At 41.1% G+C, this 23,851-nt stretch carries 17 protein-coding genes and 1 pseudogene; 13 read left to right on the top strand and 5 right to left on the bottom strand.

From position 1 onward, the window contains the following. From ASL19_RS18705 to ASL19_RS13705, 4 genes and pseudogenes are all read right to left on the bottom strand, one after another. Positions 1 to 1,273, bottom strand: a pseudogene (locus ASL19_RS18705) (hypothetical protein); the annotation flags it as partial. Positions 1,274 to 1,277: 4 nt separating this feature from the next. Beyond that, positions 1,278 to 2,141 carry a GTPase domain-containing protein gene (locus ASL19_RS13715; protein ID WP_006278865.1) on the bottom strand — a complete coding sequence of 288 codons (864 nt, stop codon included), beginning with the start codon at positions 2,139 to 2,141 and terminating at the stop codon, positions 1,278 to 1,280. Beyond that, positions 2,134 to 2,964, bottom strand: a complete 831-nt coding sequence (locus tag ASL19_RS13710; RefSeq protein WP_057178764.1) for a hypothetical protein — start codon at positions 2,962 to 2,964, stop codon at positions 2,134 to 2,136. The genes ASL19_RS13715 and ASL19_RS13710 overlap by 8 nt, the downstream gene beginning before the upstream one ends. Positions 2,965 to 3,042: 78 nt before the next feature. Next, positions 3,043 to 3,789, bottom strand: coding sequence for a hypothetical protein (locus ASL19_RS13705; protein WP_057178763.1), 747 nt, complete (start codon positions 3,787 to 3,789; stop codon positions 3,043 to 3,045). A 320-nt stretch (positions 3,790 to 4,109) separates the two neighbouring features. Between ASL19_RS13705 and ASL19_RS13700 the strand changes: the two genes are divergently transcribed. The 12 genes from ASL19_RS13700 (at position 4,110) to rpsD (ending at position 21,593) form a co-directional block, all read left to right on the top strand. Next, positions 4,110 to 5,861, top strand: a complete 1,752-nt coding sequence (locus tag ASL19_RS13700) for a hypothetical protein (protein ID WP_235529007.1) — start codon at positions 4,110 to 4,112, stop codon at positions 5,859 to 5,861. A 40-nt stretch (positions 5,862 to 5,901) separates the two neighbouring features. Further along, positions 5,902 to 6,531 (top strand): precorrin-8X methylmutase, encoded by a 630-nt coding sequence (locus ASL19_RS13695; RefSeq protein WP_057178762.1) that lies wholly within the window; start codon positions 5,902 to 5,904, stop codon positions 6,529 to 6,531. Next, positions 6,528 to 7,232 carry a precorrin-2 C(20)-methyltransferase gene (locus ASL19_RS13690; protein ID WP_006278860.1) on the top strand — a complete coding sequence of 235 codons (705 nt, stop codon included), beginning with the start codon at positions 6,528 to 6,530 and terminating at the stop codon, positions 7,230 to 7,232. Before ASL19_RS13695 ends, ASL19_RS13690 begins: the two co-directional genes overlap by 4 nt. Before the next feature lie 69 nt (positions 7,233 to 7,301). Then, positions 7,302 to 9,047, top strand: coding sequence for a precorrin-3B C(17)-methyltransferase (gene cobJ, locus ASL19_RS13685; protein ID WP_057178761.1), 1,746 nt, complete (start codon positions 7,302 to 7,304; stop codon positions 9,045 to 9,047). Positions 9,048 to 9,620: 573 nt separating this feature from the next. Then, positions 9,621 to 12,509 (top strand): glycerol-3-phosphate acyltransferase, encoded by a 2,889-nt coding sequence (locus ASL19_RS13675; protein WP_057178760.1) that lies wholly within the window; start codon positions 9,621 to 9,623, stop codon positions 12,507 to 12,509. 158 nt (positions 12,510 to 12,667) lie between these two features. Further along, positions 12,668 to 13,189 carry an NYN domain-containing protein gene (locus tag ASL19_RS13670; RefSeq protein ID WP_006278855.1) on the top strand — a complete coding sequence of 174 codons (522 nt, stop codon included), beginning with the start codon at positions 12,668 to 12,670 and terminating at the stop codon, positions 13,187 to 13,189. Between the two features lie 276 nt (positions 13,190 to 13,465). Further along, positions 13,466 to 15,058, top strand: coding sequence for a 2-isopropylmalate synthase (locus tag ASL19_RS13665; RefSeq protein ID WP_006278854.1), 1,593 nt, complete (start codon positions 13,466 to 13,468; stop codon positions 15,056 to 15,058). A 74-nt stretch (positions 15,059 to 15,132) separates the two neighbouring features. Beyond that, positions 15,133 to 16,179 carry a zinc-dependent dehydrogenase gene (locus ASL19_RS13660; RefSeq protein WP_057178759.1) on the top strand — a complete coding sequence of 349 codons (1,047 nt, stop codon included), beginning with the start codon at positions 15,133 to 15,135 and terminating at the stop codon, positions 16,177 to 16,179. A 10-nt stretch (positions 16,180 to 16,189) separates the two neighbouring features. Further along, the gene (locus tag ASL19_RS13655; protein ID WP_082604704.1) at positions 16,190 to 17,437 is read left to right on the top strand and encodes an inorganic phosphate transporter; all 1,248 of its coding nucleotides are present in this window, start codon (positions 16,190 to 16,192) and stop codon (positions 17,435 to 17,437) included. Positions 17,438 to 17,698: 261 nt separating this feature from the next. Further along, complete coding sequence (locus tag ASL19_RS13650) at positions 17,699 to 19,639, top strand: DMT family transporter (RefSeq protein WP_057178757.1); 1,941 nt, start codon at positions 17,699 to 17,701, stop codon at positions 19,637 to 19,639. A 255-nt stretch (positions 19,640 to 19,894) separates the two neighbouring features. After that, positions 19,895 to 20,794: a heterocyst differentiation master regulator HetR gene (gene hetR / locus ASL19_RS13645; RefSeq protein WP_006278849.1), complete on the top strand. Its 900-nt coding sequence runs from the start codon at positions 19,895 to 19,897 to the stop codon at positions 20,792 to 20,794. 190 nt (positions 20,795 to 20,984) lie between these two features. Continuing rightward, positions 20,985 to 21,593, top strand: coding sequence for a 30S ribosomal protein S4 (gene rpsD / locus ASL19_RS13640; RefSeq protein ID WP_006278848.1), 609 nt, complete (start codon positions 20,985 to 20,987; stop codon positions 21,591 to 21,593). Positions 21,594 to 21,648: 55 nt separating this feature from the next. Here rpsD and moaA read toward each other — a convergent pair whose 3' ends face one another. Then, positions 21,649 to 22,635 (bottom strand): GTP 3',8-cyclase MoaA, encoded by a 987-nt coding sequence (gene moaA / locus ASL19_RS13635; protein ID WP_057178756.1) that lies wholly within the window; start codon positions 22,633 to 22,635, stop codon positions 21,649 to 21,651. A gap of 130 nt (positions 22,636 to 22,765) precedes the next feature. On the opposite strand from moaA, the gene ASL19_RS13630 reads away from it, so the two are divergent. Further along, on the top strand, positions 22,766 to 23,779 hold the full coding sequence (locus ASL19_RS13630) for a hypothetical protein (protein WP_006278846.1): 1,014 nt from the start codon (positions 22,766 to 22,768) through the stop codon (positions 23,777 to 23,779). The last annotated feature ends 72 nt before the right edge of the window (positions 23,780 to 23,851 follow it).

The following is a 23,851-nucleotide window of genomic DNA, read 5'->3' as shown; positions in this document are numbered from 1 at the left end:
AATATTCACGGGTGACATCTTTATTATTTAACCCATTTATAATGGTTTCTACCGATTCGGGTTTCACTTGAGAACTATTTGCTAAACTCCTGAGAGCAGATTTTAATGCTGCTTCATCAATGTTTACTGCATTTCTGACCACTCTACTCCCAGCTGCGATCGCTCTGTTTATTCCATCTCTTGCTTTTTGGGATGCTGGTTTAATCACCTGAAATCTTTCTGGTTTGACTAGTGCTTCTACGTCAAATGCCCAACATACTGGTAGTCCATTTTTACAGGAGTTCCATTTGTTAATTGCTAATACGTTGATGGTATATAAATCATACTGGACATTTGGCTCTAAAACTATGGGACTTAATTGCTCAAATAGGGAGTATTCCTCCACTTGTGGTTCAGAGGGTTGTTGGTATCCCCATGTACATACAGGTTGCTGAGCAGGAGATGGGAATCTTTGCTGTCCCTGTAGTTCAGTTTGTACATCTGACGGTTGTGAAAGTTCCTGTGTAAATTCAGATTGTTGTGCGGGGGATGATAATCTTTGCTGTCCTGATGGCTTTCCTATCTCGAATGATAATGGTTGAACTCTCTGTGTAGATTGGTGTCCACCCACCTGTGGTTCAGATGATTGTTGGGATCCCCATGTAGATACAGGTTGTTGATCACGGGATGACAATCTTTGCTCTCCGTGCGGTTCAGTTTGTACATGTGATGGTTGTGAGAGTTCCTGTGTAAATTCAGATTGTTGTGCGGGGGATGATAATCTTTGCTCTTCCTCTGGTTTAGTTTGTACCTTGAATAATGGCAATATTTGCTCTAAATCTGGTGGTTGTGGTATCTTCCCTTCAAATATATGGGGACTACCTTCATCTTGTTTATCCAGAGGGTTAAATGTTGGTCGGTTATTTTGTTCCCACCAGGCTAATATCACCCTCAGTTTATGATCTCCCTGACATAAAAAATAACGGTGAAAAGCTGCACTCCTCCCTACTTCATCTCTCCCCCTGGTAACCACTGCTATCACTGACCAAATATCATCCCCGCTCCCTAATATTCTGGCAATTATTGCTGGTTTCTCTGTGGATGATCCTTCCGCTAGGGCAAATTCTTCATTGGCAATTGACCTCTCTACCACTTTGGGAATCTCCTCCCCCATGGTGCTGTTCATATATCGCCCAGTAAACCCTGTAGAAACCCAACTATTACCTCGCTGCTCAAATTGAATACCTGTACTAAATTCGTGGATTTCGTAGATTTTATTGTCGGATGAGTTCATATTTTTAACCGTTATCTAGTTGTGGATGACGAGAACCTTTACATAGCCAATAAATGGGAGCAATTAAACCAAAGGGTCTCCATAATTTGGGATTTCTAATCACTGCTGTCACTCCTGATCTCCCTCTGGTCAATAAGTTTACATTGGGTTCCGGGTACTTAGTACCCAACATGCCAAATGCTGATGCTGTAAAAAACTCTATGTTCCCCCCTCCCATTTTTTGCCAGGCCTTTAATCTACTACACACTTGGGGAAATCTCGCAGATGCTAGGTATTCTGGTTTATTTCGGTTTACCCATAGGTCCGGTTGTTCACATTTATTTAATACTAGAGCAATCCTCTTTTTACTCCCCGCTATATCATTCCGATCTAATAGTAACAAAAACTTATCTAACCCATTCACATACTCTGAATCCTTACGTCTACTACTACCATCAACTAAAAATATAATACCATTGGCCTGGACGCAATCTTCTAAATATTCCTCTAGTTGGGAATTGTTTTGGTGCAATAGGTCTCTAAAAAATTCCCCTGAGTAGTCTTTACAACTGACGTTTAAATTCAGTAGTTGATTTTTCTCTTTTAGGGTGATTTGCAGGGTGCAATCTCTAACGTCTGATACGTTGGAGGATAGTTGGGTACTTTCTAGTTCTAGTCCCTGCTCTAGTATGTTTTGTGCTTTGCTGATTAGATCCTGTCCCCCTTCGTCTATGGCTGTTACTGCTTGCACTAAACTTTCAGGGTTGGCATTTGGCCACCTCGCTAAGGATGCCATATAGGTGGTCTTCCCCGCAGTGCGATCGCCTATTAGTCTCACTGAGGCACTATCCTGTGATGTTTTATCTTTCTTTTTGAAGAAGTTAAACATATCCTTGGATCCTCTTACCTGTACTTAACCAATAAAGGGGGGATACTAAACAGTATGGTGACCATCTGTCGGGATCTCTTAAAACAGAATATCTGTCTTTTTTTCCTAGTTCTTCTTTACGGTTGGGTCGGGGATCTTTGTTACTTAAAACTCCAAAGGCGGATATGGCATAAAATTCTAGGTTTTTCGGGGGAATATTGTCTCTTAACAAGCGTAGTGTGTCTGGAAAGTGAATGGCAAATAGGTCGCTTTCAGGATCTAATCTACCAGGCCATAATTCCCCTCTCTCACATTTGCTCATGGCTATGGCTAATCGCAAATTTTGCAATCTTTGTTGTTCATCCATCAGGGCTATAAATCTTCTGAATACTCGTTTATAAAATTTGTCCATCCCTTGTTCCCACTCGGTTAGCAGGATTAAACAACCCTGGGTGTCTGCGCTCAAACACTCGTTTATAAATTCTTCATGTATCGGATCCCTAGAACCAGATTCTAACTCTTTAAAAACTTCTCCTGGGTAGTCTCTTACTGTTAGTTGTAGTCTCTCTAGGTTCCGCCATTTTCTCTTGATTTCAATTAAAAATGAGTAAACTTTTAAATCATCAATGGTTTTGACATATTTCTGGGTGGGTTCTAAAGAAGCTCCTTCTAAAATTATGTTTTCTGCTTTGTCTACTAGTTCTCTGGTTTCTTCATTTAATGTCTTTACCTTAATATTGGCCTGTCTCACGGGTGATCTCGATGTCTCTGGTTGGTAGGCTAAAGCTGCTAAATATGTGGTTTTACCTGCGGCCTGGGGCCCAATTATATGGATATTACTCATACTCTTCCCCTTTTTAGTTCTTTTTTAGTTGGGTAACCTTTTTTAAAATGTTTTTTGCCTAGTGTCAACAAAGTTATCTTATTTACCTAAAAAACTGCCTAAGTAAATCCAAGGTAGTTCTAATAAGCTTCGATGGTAAATTGATGTGATAAAACATTTTACGGATGGACTGCTCATACCTTCACCTAATCTCCGGATTTGGGAATACACGGGACGAAAATATTTTTTTAGTACGTGTTCATGTCTTTGTTGCCAATTACAGGGACTATTATAAGGTCTATAGGCCAGTTTCTGTCCCTCTTGGGATAGATCACAAAATAAGTCGGCTTTGTTGAGACAAATGGCTAAATGTCTAATTTGGGGACACTGGTCACAGAAAAATGTCACCCAGGTTTCAAAACGATTACACCATTGTTGCTCTGTGGGAAATTCTTGGGTGTCTACACCAGGTTGAAAGGTCATTCCCCTATGGGGTGGAAGAATGAGTAATATCCCCTCACTCTGACGAATGGGTTCTAAGTAGTCTTTCCATTTGTCAGAATTATCCCTTTGCCAATTTCCCCGCCATACTTCCCCTCCGGTGTCAATCCAGTCTAATTCAACCCTTTTATTGCCAGATGGCAGTTGAACATTCATTTCTAAATACCTTTGATAGGGCTTTAGTGTGTCCGTAGGTTTAGACATGGAGTTTTCATCTAGTAATAATAACTTAAGTTGGTCATAGTCTGGACTGGTAACTTTCACATGTTCATGTCTCGGATTGGTTAATTCTAGGGCTAAGTGTGTCTTACCCGTTGCGCGATCGCCTATATATACTACTCCCACAGAGGTAATTGTTGTTAAGGTATGTACATTTGGGTATGATTATACTATAACTCAGGGTATTTGGCGAGGCATATTTTTTTCCTAGCTGTGGCTATTCGTAATTCGTAAGGGGAGATATAGCATTTCCGCAAAATCGTAGAAAGTCTTGAAAAAATAAAATAATTGTGTTACAATGGCAATCAGCTAGTTAATCAGTATGGGTTACCCTACCGCTAACTCGTCCTAACAAATAATTGTGCCTCCCTACTTAGTTAGCAAAAAAGTATCGCAATAAAACTAATTCCTGAAGTTTTGAATTGCCAGTTCGCACAAGTTCTTAGATGTGGGAAACTCCGGTGAAATTCCGGGACTGTGCCGCAGCTGTTGAGCAACCAACGATTCTAGACGCCTTACCTATTTGGTCTCAAGGTCTAAAATCTAAAAATTGCACAAGTCAGAATGCCACTTCTAAGAACCTCCACCTATTCTGTCCCCGCGTCGCACGGAGATTTGTTTTGTTAAGTCCATTTACAGCTTGTCCCGGTCTATTTTATAACACTTTTGCCCAAGATGGCATTCTCTGTCGCATCCGCACCCCTGGTGGCATTTTAAATAGCCAACAATTTCATCTGATCGCTAATATGGCTGACGATTATGGGGGTGGTTATGTTGATATTACTAATCGCGCTAACTTACAAATCCGAGAAATTCAGCGGGAAATAAGTACGGATGACCTGCACACCCTACAAACTTCTGGTATGGCTGCTGTTAATCCCGCTATAGACCATCTCCGCAATATCATGACTAGCCCTACTGCTGGTATAGACCCAGGAGAGTTAATAGATGTTCGCCCGCTCATTCAAGATTGGGAGCAATATATTAATAATCAACCCCAACTAGGGGAGCTTTCAGCTAAGTTTAGTGTGGGTTTTGATGGTGGTGGTAAAGTATCTATCGCCAGTTTTCCCAATGACATATCTCTTACTGCTCTGGATGCTACTCCTTTACTTGTTGGGGGGGGTAGGAAAGAACCTAAGTTCTTTCCTACGGGGAAATGGGGACATCAACTAATATATCCCATTTTTTATTTTTGTGCCACTGGAAAGGAAAATTTTTCCCCAAATTTCTCTCTTTGGTTGACTCCTGAACAATGTATACCCGTGTTGGGATCTGTGGCACAAGTCTATCTGGAATACACTTTGCTCTCTAAAGAATGCTTTGCTAAACACAAACCCCGATTACGAGAGGTAATTAATAATGTGGGATGGCAATGTTTCTTACATAAAGTGTTGGTGCTTTTACATAAAAGTAGGTTACTTGATTTAGAAAAGATAAGGGATCTGGAATTTCAAGTCTCCCATGCTCCTTCTCCAAATCTTTTGCCTAACCACAAATTTAACTCTCAAAAACATGACCAGGTTTTCCATTTGGGTATTCATCCCCAAAAACAATCAGGAATGTTTTATATTGGTCTGGTTTTACCTCTGGGGCGATTACAAACTTGGCAAGTTCGCCGATTGGCTAATATGGCAACCCAATATGGCTCCGGTGAACTGAGACTAACCCCTTGGCAAAATTTACTGCTCACTAATATTCCTCAACAACACCTTTCTTGGGTAACTTCGGAAATTCATGATTTGCAACTTGACTACTCACCTACAAACATAAAAAGTGGGTTGGTCTCCTGTTCCGGAAGCAGTGGTTGCTCCTCTTCTGCTACGGACACAAAAACCCATGCTTTGATATTAAGCGAATATTTACAAACCCATATAAATCTAGATTCCCATATTAATATTCATTTCACTGGCTGTCCTAAGTCTTGCGCCCAACACACTGAAAGTGATATTACATTACTTGGGGTCAACATTGAGCAAGAAAATCAATCTGTCCCAGCATATCAAGTGTATATTGGTAATAATATTTACCGCCCAATTTATGAAAATTTCCCCTTTGCCCAATTACCTCAACTCATGGAAAATATATTCAAAGTATATATACTTAATCGTCTGAGTCCTCAAGAGTCCTTTACCGAGTTTGCCAATCGTTATGATATATCTCAACTCAAGGAGTTTTTCACTCAACTCTCAGTTTAGTGTTTTTAATCTTGCAATTTTTCTATTTTATGTATAGTTTATGTATAATTATATACGAGATGCTGGAGAAATATACAAAAAATCTTTTGACATTATCCGCTCGGAAGCACAATTAGATAGTCTTCCGGAGGATGTAGCAAAGATAGCTGTGCGTTTAATTCATGCCTGTGGTATGACGGATATAGTAAAAGACTTAGCGTACTCACTAGATGCGGTAAATTTAGGCAAAAAGGCTTTGGCTTCTGGCGCACCTATTTTATGTGATTGTCAGATGGTTGCACAGGGAATCACTAAAAAAAGATTACCTACTACGAATGCTATTATTTGTTCTTTGAATGATCCAGAAGTGCCCACAATAGCTAAACGGTTAGGCAATACCCGTTCAGCAGCAGCTCTGGAACTATGGCGATTTCATCTTGATGGTGCGGTTGTGGCTATTGGTAATGCTCCTACGGCATTATTTAGATTGCTAGAAATGTTGGATGAAGGAGTGCCACGTCCAGCTCTGATTCTAGGCTTTCCTGTGGGTTTTGTCGGCGCTGCTGAATCTAAGGCCGCCCTGGCGGAGAACAGTCGTGGTGTGCCATTTTTAACTTTACATGGTAGACGGGGTGGAAGTGCGATCGCCGCTTCTGCTATTAATGCGCTAGCATGCGAGGAAGAAACATGAATTTAAAAGGTCGTTTGTATGGAGTTGGGGTTGGTCCTGGAGATCCGGAACTGTTAACATTAAAAGCATTGCGTTTAATACGTTCTGCTTCTGTTATTGCCTATCAGTCAGCTATAGATCGAGAAAGTATTGCTAGAAAAATTGTCTCTCCCTACTTACCTGGGAATCAAATAGAGGTTTTATATCATCTTCCCCGCGCTCTGGAACCGGAAAAGGCTAAAGATATCTATGATCGCGAGGTTGAACCTATTGGGTCACATTTGGCAGCTGGTCGGGATGTGGTGGTATTATGCGAAGGAGATCCGTTTTTTTATGGATCTTTTATGTATATATTTACTCGACTTTCAGATAAGTATCAGACGGAGGTGGTGCCCGGGATTTCTTCTTTAATGGCTTGTCCGATTTCTTTGGGTGTACCTTTTACTTATTATAATGATATTTTGAAGGTTTTACCGGGTACGCTGCCTAGAGAAATGTTAATTAGTCAACTTCTTTCCGCTGATGCTGCTGCTATTATGAAGATCGGTCGTCATTTTGTCAAAATCCGGGATGTGCTGCATCAATTGGGACTAAGTTCCCGAGCAAAGTATATTGAACGCGCAACTACTACACAACAGAGAATTGTGCCACTGGATGAGGTAGACCCTGAAGGAGTACCTTATTTTTCGATGATTGTCATACCTACTAAACAAAGACTGTAGTTTACAGACTAAATGTGATTAAATTTGATTTTGTCTAATTACAGCAAATTACATTGTGACAATAATATTATGGATAGATTGGAAAAAAACACAACAAAACCGGTGGTTATAATTCTCAGTCAGAATAGTCTCATAGTGGCAAAAAAAATTGTTGGCGTTATACCGGGTGCCAAAATATATGGTTTAGCCAATCGTACCTCTGATGTGGATGTGAGCTTTACTGATTTTGGAGATACCCTGCGACAATTGTTTGTGACGGGAACCCCCATAATTGGTATATGTGCTGCGGGTATTTTAATTAGAACGGTGGCATCTTTAATTACCCATAAAAATCAAGAACCACCTTTACTAGCTGTGGCGGAAGATGGTAGCGCAGTGGTTCCTCTATTGGGTGGGTTAACTGGAGTAAACGAACTAGCACGGCAAATAGGAGCCGGTTTAAATATAAAACCTGCCATTACAACTACGGGAGATTTAAGATTTCGCACCGCTTTATTATCTCCACCCAGGGGTTATTATTTAGTTAATCCAGACAACGGAAAAAAATTTATAGCTGATTTATTAGCAGGAGCAAAAGTTAAATTACAGGGTATAGCTCCTTGGTTGAGTGGGAGTAATTTGCCCATTGATGACAGGGGAGAATTAACTATTCAAGTTACGGAAAAAAACCTAATTCCCCCATCTAATTGTTTAGTCTATCACCCACAAAGGGTGGCAGTTATTTTATCCTCCCTTCATTCACAAACACTCAACCATATTTATGAATTATTGACAACATCAGAAATTTCTCCCCACGCCTTGGCAGTGATAATTGCTCCTCTTACTTTAGCTAATAACGCTATTTTGCAGGATATTAGCAAAACTTTTTGCTTACCGGTGAGATTTCTGACCACAAATCAGATCCAAGAACTAACTGATCAAGGATGCAGTTTTCATGAAGCGGTGGTTGGTGCGACCATAGCCTATCATACATCCTTTCATTCACCATTTTCTCCAATTACCCTGGGTATTTCTCAAGAAATTATTGACCCGGAAACTATTGGGCAACCCAGGGGAAAACTGACTATTATCGGTACGGGACCAGGAGGAATGCAATGGATGTCTCCTCAAGTACAGGAAATTCTTCACAGTGCTACTGATTTAGTCGGTTATAAAACTTATATCAATCTAATTGGTCCTCTAGCTGATGGTAAGAACATACATGAATCAGACAACCGAGAAGAAGAATCCCGCGCCAAAAAAGCCCTAGATTTAGCAGCTCAAGGACGATATGTGGCAGTGGTTTCTTCAGGAGATCCAGGTATTTATGCCATGGCTACAGCAGTTTTTGATGTGCTAGATAAAGGTCAATATGACCAACCAGAATGGCAAACCATTGATATTGAAGTTGCTCCAGGTATTTCTGCTATGCAGGCCACTGCTGCTGCGGTTGGCGCCCCCCTAGGTCATGATTTTTGTGTTATCTCTCTCTCGGATATTTTAAAGCCCTGGGAAGTCATTGCTCAACGAATTACTCATGCTGCTCAGGGGGATTTTGTCATTGCATTTTATAATCCAATTTCCCAAACCAGAACTTGGCAATTGACAGCAGCTAAGAATATATTATTACAATACAGAAAACCTCATACCCCCATAATATTAGGACGTAATATTGGCAGACCAGGACAAATCTTAAAGGTCATAAGTTTACAGGAGTTAGAACCTAGGGATGCGGATATGCGAACTTTAATTATTGTTGGCTCTTCCCATACTAAAAAAATAGAATCTCCTCCAGAGAAAACTTGGGTTTATACATCAAGGCGCTACTCAGTATAGTTTATAAATTGCATAATTCTCATAATTGCTGTAATTATGTCTAATTAAACACTACTAAACCCTTGACTTTTTGTTCCTAGTGGTCAAATATAAAAGCATCATGTTCCATCCATGATTGTAGCCAACAAAAGTAACAACAAGCCCTGATATATGTCCGCATTCGCGGACATTTTATTGACTACTTTAATAAAAATAACCTAAATTTAACCCCAATTAGTCAAAGGAAGGATTACAATCAATTCGGACAGACTCTAACTCTAACAAAGGAGGGCCATAAAAGTATGTCCGACTTGAATCGCGGAATTATGAAGTTTGAGGGTGCGGACTCTCCCAAGCTAGTAATGGTATCTACTGTATTGGTATTAGGTTCTATAGCAATACTCATTATCTGGGCTTTGAGATCAGCATACGCATTGGGCTAAGTCTATTAAGATTTCGACTAGGCCTGTAGCTTTTCCATACTTTCTAGGACGCGGATGGTGGGAGCTACAGGTACTTACCTTGCCAAAACCTAACCTAGTTTTCAAGTAAGAATACATTACACACAACAATAAATCAATAAATATTCATATAATGTCTCAGTTTTGGGGTTTATTAGTTATTTTAATTACTTGTCCACTTTTGGGCGCAATGCCAATCATTGCTTGGATAACCGGAATAATCAAGGGTAGGCGATTAGAACAAGTGGGTACTGGTAATCTTAGTGTAGCAGCAGCATTTTATCACGGAGGAAGAGTGGTAGGTGTTTTAGCAGTGATCTCGGAAGCTCTGAAGGGAATCGCTGCTGTGTTAATTACTCGGATATTCTTCCCCCAAGGATCCTTTTGGGAATTAATTGCTCTCATTGCTTTAGTCATAGGTAGATACACTTTCACCAGGGGTGCAGGAACTACCAATGTGTCCTGGGGATTTTTGCTCCATGACCCATTGATAGCAGGATGTGTCACTTTGTCAGCAGCTATTGGCTTTCTCCTTCTCCGTTCTAGACAGGTAATCCAATTTGGGGTGCTGATTCTATTTCCTGTGCTGGTGGCCTTCCTCCATGGTCAAGACCTCAGTAAAATTATTGCCGCCTTTACTTTGGCCGGTTTAATGGGGTGGATTTATCAACAAATCCCTGATGACCTGGAATTACCACCCCAGGGAGCACAGCTGCTAGTTAAACCAATAATGGAGTATTTAAGTGGTAGTAAACCAACTATTATTACTTTAGATGATGTGTTAGATCCGGAGGTATTTGGTGCTAAATCCGCTACATTATCACAGGTTAAGCGCCGGGGTTACTCCGTACCTAAAGGTTGGGTTTTAGCTCCTTTTGACGATCCTGGCCAGTTGATTAATTTCCTCCAACCATCTCCATTGTCACCCCTGGTAGTTCGCTCTTCTGCTATTGGTGAGGACTCCCAACAGGCATCCGCAGCCGGACAATATACGACAGTGCTAAATGTTACTAGCAAGCAAGGTTTAAGTCTGGCGATCGCAGAGGTTAAGAGATCCTACAATAGTGAGAATGCGGTAAAGTATAGACAGGACTTAGGGGTAAAGGATGTGGGTATGGCTGTACTAATCCAACCTCAGATACAAAGTGTTTATTCGGGGGTAGCATTTAGTCGTGATCCCATTTCTCAACAGGGGGATGCAGTAGTAATTGAGGCTGTGGTAGGAACTCCAGAGCAAGTAGTTTCTGGGAAGGTAACACCCGAACAATATCGTCTGTTTGTGTTGGGGGAAGATAAATTATCTACGGTGCAATTTGAGGGAGAGGGAAAAATTCCTCAGTCATTAATCAAACAAGTAGCCTATCTGGCCAGAAGGGTAGAAGACAATTATTATGGCATTCCCCAGGATATAGAGTGGAGTTACGATGGGCAAACCCTGTGGGTCTTGCAAGCTCGACCAATTACTACTCTAGTGCCCATCTGGACAAGAAAAATAGCGGCTGAGGTGATTCCCGGTGTGATTCGTCCCCTAACTTGGTCGATTAATTTACCTTTAACCTGTGGAGTATGGGGAAAACTATTTACCATAGTTTTAGGAGAGAGTGCTTCTGGTCTAGACTTTACTAAAATGGCTACGCTTCACTACTCCAGAGCCTACTTTAATGCTTCCTTGTTGGGTGAGGTGTTCCTGGCCATGGGGTTACCGCCAGAAAGTTTAGAGTTTTTAACCAGGGGTGGGAAAATAAGTCGTCCCCCCCTAGCTTCGACTTTCAAGAACTTACCGGGATTACTCAAACTATTGCAACGGGAAATTGCTTTAGAAAAGCAGTTCAAATTGGATTACTCCCGACTCTTTCTTCCCGGAATGACACAATTGGCTAATGAGTCTTTGGGGGAATTATCACCATCTCAACTCTTGAACAGGGTGGACCAAATTCTGGATTTATTGGAAAAGGTTACCTACTATAGTATTTTATCCCCTTTAAGTGCTGCTATCCGCCAGAAATTATTCCGTGTCAAAGATGAAGAAATTGATCACAGTAATGCTCCTGAAATATCATCATTGCACTCTTTACAACGTCTAGCCATAGCAGCAAAAGATCTATTGCCTGATTTAGAACCTCAAAGAGTTTTTGACCAATTGGCACAAACCACTTCAGGTCAAGGGATTGTAGAAGAATTCCAGGAGGTTTTAGAAGAGTATGGTTATTTAAGTCAAGTAGCAACTGATATTGCTGTGCCTAGGTGGAAGGAACAACCGGACTTGTTTAGGCAGATGTTCATACAGATCCTAGAAACCCATGAAGTTATCAGTAACCAGGGATCCACAAAACGCCAGGAGGGCAATGTTCAAAATCGTGTCAACTTAAAAGGAATAGTTACGGAAGTTTATTCTCGACTTCTGGCCGAATTACGCTGGACATTCTTGGCTTTAGAAAAGACCTGGTTAGCATCTCATCTATTAACAGCACCGGGAGACATTTTCTATTTAAACCTAGGTGAGATTAGACGTTTAGTTGTTGATGTAGATCCGCAATTGACAGAACAATTAGTAAAATTGTTAGCCAGCAGGCGATCGCAGTTTGGGCAAGATGGTGAAATCAGCCAAATTCCGGCGGTGGTTTATGGCAACAATCCACCCTATCCAATGACTAAAACTAAACCAGTGAATGTTTCTGACCGAGTTTTAGTAGGAATTCCAGCCAGTCGGGGACAAGCCATAGGAAAAGTGAAGATAGTGCGCAATTTTCAGGAAGCAGGGGAAATTAATAAACAGACAATTCTAGTGGTACCCTACACAGATTCTGGGTGGGCCACCATTTTAGTTCGTGCTGGTGGGGTGATTGCTGAAACTGGTGGCAAACTTTCCCATGGTGCAATTGTGGCCAGGGAATATGGCATTCCTGCGGTCATGGATATACATGGAGCTACTGACTTATTACGAGATGGTCAAAAAGTACGCATTGATGGATCCCGGGGAACAGTAGAAATGGGGAGACTTCCTGAGTTGGAATCTAATTAACTAACTCCCCTTTTATGTTGTTTCTCCTGACTGGGTTGCTGTTTTGTCCCAGGTCAAACTGTTCCGTGATCCCCGGTGCTGATTTCCCTCTAATTAAGAATTGCTATAATCTATTGTTTAAACTTACATTCTTATTTATTATTTAGGTGTAAATTTCTATGGTTTTGCCCATGAGTCGTCTGTCTATTTTCGTAGACGGAAATAATATGTTCTATGCTCAACAAAAAAATGGCTGGTTTTTTGACCCGCGACGAGTGTTAGAATATTTTAAGAACGAACAACCTGAAACAACATTAATCAATGCTTTTTGGTACACTGGTTTAAAAGATCCTCAAGACCAACGTGGTTTCCGGGATGCACTTATTAGTCTGGGATATACGGTACGCACGAAAATCCTCAAGGAATACTATGATGATGTTTCTGGCCGTTATTCACAAAAAGCAAATTTGGATATTGAAATTGTTGTGGATATGTTCAATACCGTCGATCAGTATGACCGAGTAGTTTTATTTAGTGGAGATGGTGACTTTGAAAGGGCAATTGAGCTGTTACGCTCTAAAAATACCCATATTACCGTTGTGTCGACAGAGGGCATGATTGCCCGAGAGTTACGTAATGCTACTGATAGATATATAGACCTGAACGATATTAGAGATCAAATAGAAAAAACCGAAGCTTAGTAGAATTACACCTAATCTAGGCAGTGTCAAAAAGCAACAGTTAGATATGAATAAGGAGTCAGTAACTATGAGTGGGAATCAATGGATCAGTCCAACCAGGCCAAGTCCCTAACCGCCAATTGATAAATTTGCTGGTTATTTGAAATTTAATTATACATCAGCTAGTTTTAAACTATTAATTCTACATTCTTTAAACTGACTCTTACATTCCTTTTAATAAAGTTCAAGGTATTTTAACCTTTACCAATTAGTTAACTTAAAACCAAATCGAAACCAATGAACAATCAAGCGGATAGAATTATCATCTTTGATACCACGCTGCGAGATGGAGAGCAGTGTCCAGGAGCTACCTTAAACATTGAAGAAAAGCTGGTTATAGCCAAACAGTTGTCACGTTTGGGGGTAGATGTGATTGAAGCTGGTTTTGCTTTTGCCAGTCCGGGTGATTTTGCCGCAGTGAGCAAAATTGCTGAGACTGTAGGTTTGCCAGAGGGTCCGATTATTTGTAGTTTGGCTAGAGCTAAACAGGATGATATTAAAACAGCAGCTGCGGCTATTAAACCAGCAGCTAAGGGTCGAATCCATACTTTTCTCGCTACTTCTGATATCCACCTACAGTACAAGCTGAAGAAGACTCGCCCAGAAGTTGTATCTATAGCTCGAGACATGGTAGCATACGCCAAGAGCTTCACTAATGATGTGGAGTTCTCCCCCGAGGATGCTGGTAGATCGGATCCAGAATTTTTGTATGAGGTTTTAACTGAGGTGATAGCTGCTGGTGCAACCACGGTTAATATTCCTGATACGGTGGGTTATACCACCCCCGGAGAGTTTGGCAATTTGATTAGGGGGATTAAGGAAAATGTTCCCAATATAAACCAAGCTATCATTTCTGTACACGGACATAATGACCTGGGTCTGGCGGTTGCTAACTTCTTAGAAGCAGTAAAGAATGGTGCTAGACAGCTGGAATGTACTATTAATGGTATTGGCGAAAGAGCTGGTAATGCTGCTCTAGAAGAATTGGTCATGGGTCTTCATGTCAGACGACAATACTTTAATCCGTTCTTTGGTAGACCAGCTGATTCGGAAGCACCTTTAACCAATATTGACACCAGACAAATTTATAAGACTTCTCGATTGGTTTCCAATTTAACGGGAATGTTGGTACAACCCAACAAAGCCATAGTGGGTGCTAATGCTTTTGCTCATGAATCTGGTATTCACCAAGATGGGGTACTCAAGAATAAACTCACTTATGAGATTATGGATGCCCAATCGATTGGATTAACTGACAACCAAATAGTATTGGGTAAACATTCGGGCAGGAATGCTTTTAGATCCCGATTAAAAGAGTTGGGCTTTGAATTGTCGGAAAATGATCTCAATAGGGCATTTATTCGTTTTAAGGATGTAGCAGACAAAAAGAAGGAAATCTCAGATTGGGATTTGGAAGCTATTGTTAATGATGAAATTAAACAAGTTCCCGATTTGTTTAAAATTGAGTTGGTGCAGGTTTCCTGTGGTAGCAATGCTAGACCCACTGCTACCGTAACTCTTCGCACTCCAGATGGTCAAGAACTGACTGATGCGGCCATAGGTACAGGGCCAGTAGACGCGGTTTATAGGGCTATCAATCGAGTGGTGAATGTGCCTAATGATCTGATAGAATTTTCTGTACAATCCGTGACAGCTGGAATTGATGCTTTGGGAGAGGTAACCATTCGTCTGCGTTACGAGTCCCGCGTGTTTTCCGGTCATGCAGCTAATACAGATATAATTGTAGCTTCTGCTCAGGCTTATGTGAATGCTTTAAATAGGCTATATGCAGCTATAAATCAAAAAACAACTCAAGAGGTTACGGCTTAAACGAGAATGGTTGGGGAGTGGTGATTGCTCACTAATTCCCGACTGAAACCTAACTAAACTAACTAAAAATAGCAATGAAAGCACAAGTATTTAGAGGCGTAAATCAGTTATCCTATGAGGAAGTTCCAGTTCCTCATTTAGCACCAGAGGAAGTATTAGTGCAAGTAAGAGTGGTGGGTTTATGTCAATCGGATATTAAAAAGATCCGTTATCCTCTGTATGAACCCCCACGGATTTTTGGACACGAAACCGCTGGCACTATTGCTGCAGTGGGTTCTCAGGTCAACGGTTGGCAAGTGGGAGACCGGGTAGCAGTGATGCATCATATACCCTGTATGCGCTGCGCCTATTGCCTGAATGAAAATTTTTCTGTATGCGATGTCTATAAAAATATTTCTACCACAGCAGGTTTTAACCCCAGTGGAGGGGGTTTTGCCGAATATGTGAAGGTGCCAGGTCATATTGTGGAAAACGGGGGTTTAATCCCCATTCCCGACCATATTAGTTTTGAAGAAGCCAGTTTTGTAGAACCTACTAATTGCTGTCTAAAAGCTGTAAAAAAAGCTCAAATAGCACCAGGACAAACAGTGTTAATTACTGGAGCAGGTCCCATTGGGTTAATGTTTATTATGTTGGTGCAATATTTTGGTGCTAGGGCGATCGCCACGGATCTTTTACCATCCAGAATTGAAAAAGCTATGGAGATAGGAGCAGAAGCAGCATTTGATGCTCGTGATCCAGACTTGGCTAAAAAAGTCCAAGACTTGACGGGAGGAATGGGTGCTGATGTGGCATTGTTGGCAGTTCCCAGTGATAAAGCCTTTTTTCAAGCCTTGAACTGTACCCGCAAGGGTGGCAAAATACTCTTTTTTGCCGAATTCCCCGACGAGGTGGAAATACCCATTAACCCCAATATTCTCTATCGTCGAGAAATAGACTTAATAGGAAGTTACAGTTCCTCCTATAGGTTACAAAGTCTAGCAGCAGATATAGTTTTTAGTCGCCGCATTAACGTTCAGGCATTAATTAGCGATCGCTATCCTTTAGAAAAATTACATCAAGCAGTAGAGCAGGCGATCGCACCCACAGCAGAAACCTATAAGATCTTAATTTACCCATGAAATGAACCAATTGATTATTGCCAGCTTGTTATCATTCTATCTTGCATTTAACCTGGGTGCTAATGATATAGCTAATGCCATGGGAACATCCGTAGGGTCAAAAGCAGTTACACTAAAACAGGCCATGATCATAGCGGGGGTTTTAGAATTTGCGGGTGCTGTATTATTTGGGAGAGGTGTGACAGAAACCCTGGGGACGAAAATTGCCCATCCGGAATTGTTTATCACCACACCCAGAACCCTGTTGTTAGGGATGATGGCAGTGCTTATATCATCAGGATTATGGCTCCAACTAGCCACAGCCCTATCTTTACCTGTATCATCATCCCATGCGGTAGTTGGTGCTATTGCCGGCTTTACCTGGGTAGCAACGGGTGTAGACAATATAGACTGGCAAGCCATAAGAACCATAACCCTGATTTGGGTATTGACACCTATAGTGAGTGCCAGTATAGCTGGTATTTTTTACAGTATCATCCAGAATTACATATTATCCCCAACCAACTCCCAGCAAAGATTACAGGAATGGATTCCCTGGCTAAGTGTGATTGTTCTGAGTGTATTTGGAGCCATAGTGTTGGTTCCCTTAGCGGAACCAATAACCAGGTTTTTCGATCAACAAGTGGGCTTACAGATCCCTCCACACAGTATTGCCATTTTTACTATTGTACTTGGCATTATTGTTCTGACAATATATAGTTGGAAACAGGTGGAAAATACCACCGGGCAAATTTCAGCATCCCCCATCCACAACTTGATAGAAGGATTATTTGCCAAGTTTCAACTTTTAAGTGCTTGCTTTGTTGCTTTTGCCCATGGTGCTAACGACATTGGCAATGCAATTGCTCCTTTGGCAGTAATTTCCTACATTGACCAAACCCAGAAAGTTCCCATTCATGGAATCACCGTTCCTGGGTGGGTAATAATTTTAGGAGGTGTAGGAATAGTCAGCGGATTAGGGATTTGGGGTAGAAAAGTGATCACCACCATTGGTCAACATATTATCCCTCTGCAACCAAGTGCAGGATTTTGCGCTGAATTAGCTACTGCTACCACTGTTTTGTTAGCATCTCGCCTAGGTTTACCCGTATCCACATCCCATGGGATCATAGGTAGTATAATAGGAGTTGGATTAGTCCAAAGCCCTCGTTTAATTAACTTTTCCACCATTCGAGGAATCACCGCAGCTTGGCTAATTACAGTTCCCGTTAGTGCCTTTATCAGTGCTCTAATCTTCATTATTATCCGGATTGTCTGAAATCTCACGAGAAATCTTGGAATATATTTTGAGTATATAGAACCCCCACTACTCAAGAGTAAGTAGGGAGGCACAATTATTTGTGGGATGGGTTAGTGGTAGGGTAACCCATGGGGGTGTTGGGTTTCGTTCCTCAACCCAACCTACGTTCATGTTTAATTCCACCCACCTACTTAATGTTCCATAACTGACAAATAATAGGTGATAAGTGATAATGACAAAAAACTAATAACTCTTCAAGGTGTTAGAGGTGAGAAACTAATGGGGCGACTTGAAAAGCGACCAGAAAACCAACGCAGTAGAAATGACCTATCTAGGTCAGCAGAAAACGCCCTTTGGGACATGGTGGAGGATTTAGAAAATCTCCAACAGAATGTTCTACGAGCTTTACAGGATGATGTGAAGCGGTTAGAAGGTGAGAAAAGTCGTTTAGCTAAGGATATTGAAAGATTAACGGAAGAAAAGGAAAAATTACAACAAACACGACAAATTACCGAACAACAAGTTTTAATTCGCCAACTAGCGGAAGTTTTGTCCAAGCACATATCTTCTCAATTGCAGTCTTCCCTAAAGATTTTGGTTAGTCAAGCACAGTTAGTAGAGACAGAATCTTCTGACCAAGTAGCCATGAAATGGGCAGAAGTTAATGCCAAAATAGCTGGTCAGATAAGTGAGAATATTACGGAGATAGTTAACAATTTAGATAATAATTTGACAGTCGCTTTTAGTTCCCTACAGGAGGAATTAAAGAATTATCAAGGTCATCTTTCCCAACAGTTTTTAAAAATCTATGATCAACAACGACAAGGAGAACAAATTTTAACAGCTTATGTTAGTCGGTTACAAACTGAGTTAGACAAAGCTAAACAAATAAATTCTCAGGTCTTTGTGACGGGAGGATCGCCAACCGTACTACAGCTGGGACCACCTCAAGAATTATCGAAAGATGTGTCAGATCCCCAAAGCTCCTACTCTTCAATCCCAGAGTTAATACTTGACAGCAATATAGAATCACCCCCCAAACAAGTTGAAGAAGTTACAGTCGAGGAAGTAACCGATTTAATTCCTGATGCTTTAGCAAACAAAACAACTACCCATTTCTCTGTAGATACAATTATAAGTACGCCACATACTCCCATAAATACACCATATCAAGAACCTACTTTTGAGCGAAAATTGCCCAAAAATAATAGACATATCTCATCATTACAAATAGGGTTTCTGTGGTTAGGTTTATACACAATTGTCTCTTCTCTTTATAATGTAATCATCCGGGCATTTTTCTGGGATGGTTCTCAACTTTTAGGAGAGTTCCAGAGAGGGGGTCTACTATTACCAACTTTGGGTAATATTTTCCTTTTATTAATGCTGAGATTTCTGGTAGTTCTACCCTTAATGTTGCTTTTGGCTCCTACTTTCCATCCACCAATTTGGCAAGAAATTAAAAATCTGTTTGGGAAACCTAACAGAAACAATAGCAAACATACTACAGGAAAACAATTACTAATCTTATCATTTTTAAGTGGTGGATGTCTATTCTTGTCTGAGTTGTTTATTTACGTTGCTATTAGTCAGCTAACCGTAGGGGTAGCCATGAGTTTATTTTTTGTCTATCCCCTAGTGACCGGAATATTGGCTTGGTTCCTCTTGAGTGAACGTCCTAGTCCGGTCAAGATTGGTGCTATTTTTGGTATCCTAGGCGGTCAATTATTCATCCTTAGCAGTCCCACCACTACCAATACCCTGGCAAGTATTTTTGCAATTCTTTCCGGAATAGCCTTTGGCAGCTACGTAATTATTTCTAGGTTGTCTGCATCTGCAATACATCCTGTCTCTTTTGCTTTTCTTAACTTTGCTACTATGTTACTACTAAGCTTTCTTTGCCTATTAGTACCATTACCAGCTGACTGGAATATCGTACTGAAATCATCTGGCTTCTTGGAATTAGTCCTCAGCGCTTTTATGTTGGCTGTTCTCACCCTTGGTGCCTGGTTGTTAAAAAGTTTAGGCACTAACAAGCTGGGATCACATTTTTATACTCTATTTAGAGCTTTTATTCCCATTTTTACTGTGGTCTTGGCCGGACTAATGATTCGAGAAAATTTGGATTTACCCCAGATGATAGGAGTTATATTGGTCACGGGTGGAGCAGCGGTTATTAGCTGGGAGAAAATGCACAATCGACCGAGCCCTAAGATTTAATCTTGTAAACACGTGAAACTATTGGCTGAACGAGGTTTCAAAGTTATTTTAAGGCCCCTATTCCCAAAAGTAGAACCCAAAAACTAGAAACAACAAAGTTGTTTATAAAATTTTGTCCAAAATTTTGTTAAGATCATGGAAGTTTGGCAGATCTTTCATCTGGTTGAAGACAAAAATTTAATTTTGTTGTACAATAGCTAACTTGAATTCAATTACCAACTGTTTTGTAAACGTGTCACTCATTTGTCTGTGAATATGAATAACGACATAGATCTGATCAAACGTCTTGGTCCAAGTGCAATGGATCAGATCATGCTTTATCTGGCTTTCAGTGCCATGCGCACGAGTGGACATAGGCATGGAGCGTTTTTGGATGCAGCAGCAACGGCGGCAAAGTGTGCAATTTACATGACCTATTTAGAGCAGGGGCAAAACCTGCGCATGACTGGTCACCTGCACCATTTGGAGCCTAAACGAGTCAAAATCATTGTGGAAGAGATCAGGGAGGCCCTGACAGAAGGTAAGTTGCTGAAAATGCTAGGTTCTCAAGAACCTCGTTATTTGATTCAATTACCCCATGTGTGGATGGAAAAATACTCCTGGCAACCCGGAAAATCCCGCATTCCCGGTTCAAGTCTCACAACTGAAGAGAAAAAACAGATTGAGCGCAAATTACCCGCAAATCTGCCTGATGCTCAGTTGGTAACTTCCTTTGAATTTTTAGAGCTAATTGAATTCCTCCACAAACGCTCTCAAGAAGAGTTGCCACAGCAGCATCAAATGCCTTTGAGCGAAGCACTGGCAGAACACATCAAGCGCCGACTAATCTACTCGGGTACGGTTACCCGGATTGACTCTCCCTGGGGAATGCCATTTTATGTTCTGACTCGTCACTTTTATGCTCCAGCAGATGACCAGGAGCGTACTTATACGATGATTGAAGATACTGCGCGCTATTTCCGCATGATGAAGGACTGGGCAGAAAGAAAAAGTCATGCTATGCGTGCTGTAGAAGAGTTAGACATAGCCCCAGAAAAAATTCAAGCTGCCATGGACGAGTTGGACGAAATTATCCGGGTGTGGGCAGATAGATACCATCAGGAGGGTGGTAAACCCGTAGTTTTACAAATGGCTTTTGGTCAACAGGATGATTAGATTCTCAATAGCTATGGTTGTGAAAGTCTCCGACCCAGAAGGTCGGAGATATTTGGTTTTGTAGGCTATAATATTCAGAAAAATAAGTCATCATGTGACTCAATTTTCTCTAGTTCTTGGCTAATTGCTAGAATTTATGTGATAATGGATTGTTTAGGTAAAGTTTAAACAGGATTAGATAAGGAAACTCATGTCTCGATATAGAGGTCCGCGCCTCAGAATTGTGCGCCGTCTGGGGGAATTACCAGGATTAACTCGCAAAAGTGCCAGACGTGCTTACGCACCCGGGCAACACGGTCAAAACCGTAAGAAAAGATCTGAGTATGCTATCCGTCTGGAAGAAAAGCAAAAACTCCGATTGAATTACGGTTTGACGGAAAAGCAAATGTTACGCTATGTTCGCAAAGCCAGACGAGTCACTGGATCTACTGGACAAGTGTTACTTCAGTTATTGGAGATGCGCTTGGATAACACAGTTTTTCGATTGGGAATGGCCCCCACTATCTCAGCAGCAAGACAATTAGTCAGTCACGGTCATGTGACGATAAATGGAAGGGTGGTCAACATTGCCAGTTATCAATGTCGTCCAGGAGAGGAAATTGGGGTTAAAGATAAGGAAGCATCCAGAAAATTAGTAGAAAATAATTTGCAGTATCCTGGATTGGCTAATCTTCCTAATCATCTGGAATTCGATAAGAACAAGTTGGCTGGCAAGGTCAATGGTGTGATTGAGCGGGAATGGGTGGCACTGCAGGTGAATGAACTGCTGGTTGTGGAATACTATTCACGTCAGGCATAATTTGGCTTTTGAGGCTATCCAAAACTACTTATCTGAAGTAGTTTTGGTGCTTGCTTTATCCACCGATTTGGGACATGGTACGACTGTAAGTGCCAAGTGTACCTGGGTTCCTCTCTTTAAAGTTAATTTCTGATTTCAGGTTTAATAACTCCCTTACTTGTTGCTGTAATTGCTCCATGGTCTGACTTGATCGCAGGGCTGTTTTTAGGTCTATTTGTCCAGATTCATTCAATAAACAAGGACGCAACCAACCATCAGCGGAAAGACGCACCCGGTTACAGCGATCGCAAAAACATTCAGACATCTGACTGATAAAACCTAGGGTTCCCTTGGCTCCGGGAATTTGAAATACATCTGCAGGTCCATTACCACAAACCTGTGATTCTATCAAACCCCAACGCTGACGAATCTGATCTCGTAATTGTGCGGAGGATACCCAACCGCGATCGCTAAATAGAGTGTTGTTACCAATGGGCATAAACTCAATGAATCTAACATGCCAGTTTTTGTCTAGGGTTAGAGCAGCTAGGTTGAGAATTTCATGGTCGTTGACACCTGGAATGACCACTACATTTAACTTTAAGGGGTTAAATCCGACCTTGTCAGCGGATTGAATCCCACACCAAACTTGTTCCCAACCGTGAGAACTATGATGGCCAATAATTAAATTAAAGGTATGGGGGTTAAGGGAGTCTAGACTAATGTTAATTCTGGTTAGTCCTGCATTATAGAGATCCTGTGCTAGGGGCGCTAATAAAAAACCATTGGTGGTCATGGATAAATCTTGGGTTTGGGGGAAATGGGCAATTTTATTTACCAAGTCCACTACCCCGGGACGGAGTAAGGGTTCACCGCCGGTTAAACGAAACCGGTTGAATCCCACAGGAATAAATACATCTTTAATTAGGGTTAATAGTTCATCATTGGTTAACAGTTGTTTTTTGAGAATGTAGTTTAGTTCCGTATCATCTGGCATACAGTAGACACAACGAAAATTACAGCGGTCTATTAAACTAATACGTAAATAGTTAATCTGGTTCATTTTTGTTTAGTCGAATTTTGATACTTTTTATTTTCCCAGTCTCGAGAATTTTGACAACATAGTCAGCTATAATCTCCAGATATACGTAAATTTTTATCCATATTTATTGATCGTGCAAGATACTGACCCTATGAATAACCTTGCAGCTGTACTGCAACAACCTGTAGATTTAGACTTTGAAATACCAGATCCAGAAGATGAAGAAATTGACGAAACTGACTTTTTAGAGAGGTTAGAGGTAGTTTGGCAGGTATGTGACCGTTTTGACCTCCAGACAGAAATCTGGCGGGGTCGGATTTTACGTGCCATCCGTGACCGGGAAAAAAAAGGTGGAGACAGCAGGGGAACTGGGTTTCTCCAATGGTTAAAAGAAAGGGAAATTAGCAAAAGTCAAGCATATCACTGGATTCAACTGGCTAATAGTGCTGATACTTTAATACAAGATGGCAAGCTCGACCCGGGTAAAGTCAATAATTTTAGTAAACGGGCTTTTGTGGAAACTGCTAAAGCAACCCCAGAAGTACAGCAAATGGTCAGTGAAGCAGCTCAAAAGGGCGATCGCATTACTCGTCGAGAAGTTCGTCAATTGACTGATGAATGGACTGCCATGTCCTCGGAATTATTACCTACACCAGTGAGGGAGAAAGCTGCGGATAATAGCCTTCCTGCTAGGTATATAGCTCCCCTAGTTAAGGAAATGGAGAAACTACCAGAATCACATCAGAAGGTCTTACAAAGAGAAATAGAGGTGAGTCCTGATGTGGACACTTTAAAGCAGGCAACAACAGAGGCTAGACAGTTAGCTAGATATCTCAAATCAGCAGCTCAAGTTCAAGCGTTAGCAGAGGAGAATGTGGATATCGAAATTGCTTTGGAAGAAGCGCAAAGAGTTGGGTGTTTAAGTGTTGCTGCTGACCTGGTGAATCAAGCGTCCCAAATGGAGCAAAATATAGCTAAGTTGTATTTGGTCTGGAAACGGATTAGTAATTTGGCTGATAGATTATATGTTGATACGGGGGCAAGTACACCTAACTTACGTTCTCTACTTGGTTGTATTGAACCCCTAGGTGGTGAAATGATGGAAATCAAACTTAATGGCGCTACTGAGCATACCATTAGACTACAGATTCAGGAAACAGATTAGAGGAAAAAATGGGGATTAAGGCGATTAAAACGCTATAGTTTTAGAGAAGAGTCGTTGAGAAGCCCACACTCA

It is taken from the genome of Cylindrospermopsis sp. CR12 (assembly GCF_001432185.1).
In the GTDB taxonomy this organism is placed as follows: Bacteria; Cyanobacteriota; Cyanobacteriia; order Cyanobacteriales; family Nostocaceae; genus Raphidiopsis; species Raphidiopsis raciborskii.
Note: the sequence above shows the minus strand (reverse complement) of the source record. Positions and strands in the feature narration are given on the sequence as shown.

Coding starts and splice junctions, on each gene's coding strand:
- ASL19_RS13660 (WP_057178759.1), top strand. CDS start 15,133: ATGAAAGCACAAGTATTTAGAGGCGTAAATCAGTTATCCTATGAGGAA.
- rpsD (WP_006278848.1), top strand. CDS start 20,985: ATGTCTCGATATAGAGGTCCGCGCCTCAGAATTGTGCGCCGTCTGGGG.
- moaA (WP_057178756.1), bottom strand. CDS start 22,635: ATGAACCAGATTAACTATTTACGTATTAGTTTAATAGACCGCTGTAAT.
- ASL19_RS13715 (WP_006278865.1), bottom strand. CDS start 2,141: ATGTTTAACTTCTTCAAAAAGAAAGATAAAACATCACAGGATAGTGCC.
- hetR (WP_006278849.1), top strand. CDS start 19,895: ATGAATAACGACATAGATCTGATCAAACGTCTTGGTCCAAGTGCAATG.
- cobJ (WP_057178761.1), top strand. CDS start 7,302: ATGGATAGATTGGAAAAAAACACAACAAAACCGGTGGTTATAATTCTC.
- ASL19_RS13710 (WP_057178764.1), bottom strand. CDS start 2,964: ATGAGTAATATCCATATAATTGGGCCCCAGGCCGCAGGTAAAACCACA.
- ASL19_RS13665 (WP_006278854.1), top strand. CDS start 13,466: ATGAACAATCAAGCGGATAGAATTATCATCTTTGATACCACGCTGCGA.
- ASL19_RS13650 (WP_057178757.1), top strand. CDS start 17,699: ATGGGGCGACTTGAAAAGCGACCAGAAAACCAACGCAGTAGAAATGAC.
- ASL19_RS13630 (WP_006278846.1), top strand. CDS start 22,766: ATGAATAACCTTGCAGCTGTACTGCAACAACCTGTAGATTTAGACTTT.
- ASL19_RS13690 (WP_006278860.1), top strand. CDS start 6,528: ATGAATTTAAAAGGTCGTTTGTATGGAGTTGGGGTTGGTCCTGGAGAT.
- ASL19_RS13700 (WP_235529007.1), top strand. CDS start 4,110: ATGTGGGAAACTCCGGTGAAATTCCGGGACTGTGCCGCAGCTGTTGAG.
- ASL19_RS13670 (WP_006278855.1), top strand. CDS start 12,668: ATGGTTTTGCCCATGAGTCGTCTGTCTATTTTCGTAGACGGAAATAAT.
- ASL19_RS13675 (WP_057178760.1), top strand. CDS start 9,621: ATGTCTCAGTTTTGGGGTTTATTAGTTATTTTAATTACTTGTCCACTT.
- ASL19_RS13695 (WP_057178762.1), top strand. CDS start 5,902: ATGTATAATTATATACGAGATGCTGGAGAAATATACAAAAAATCTTTT.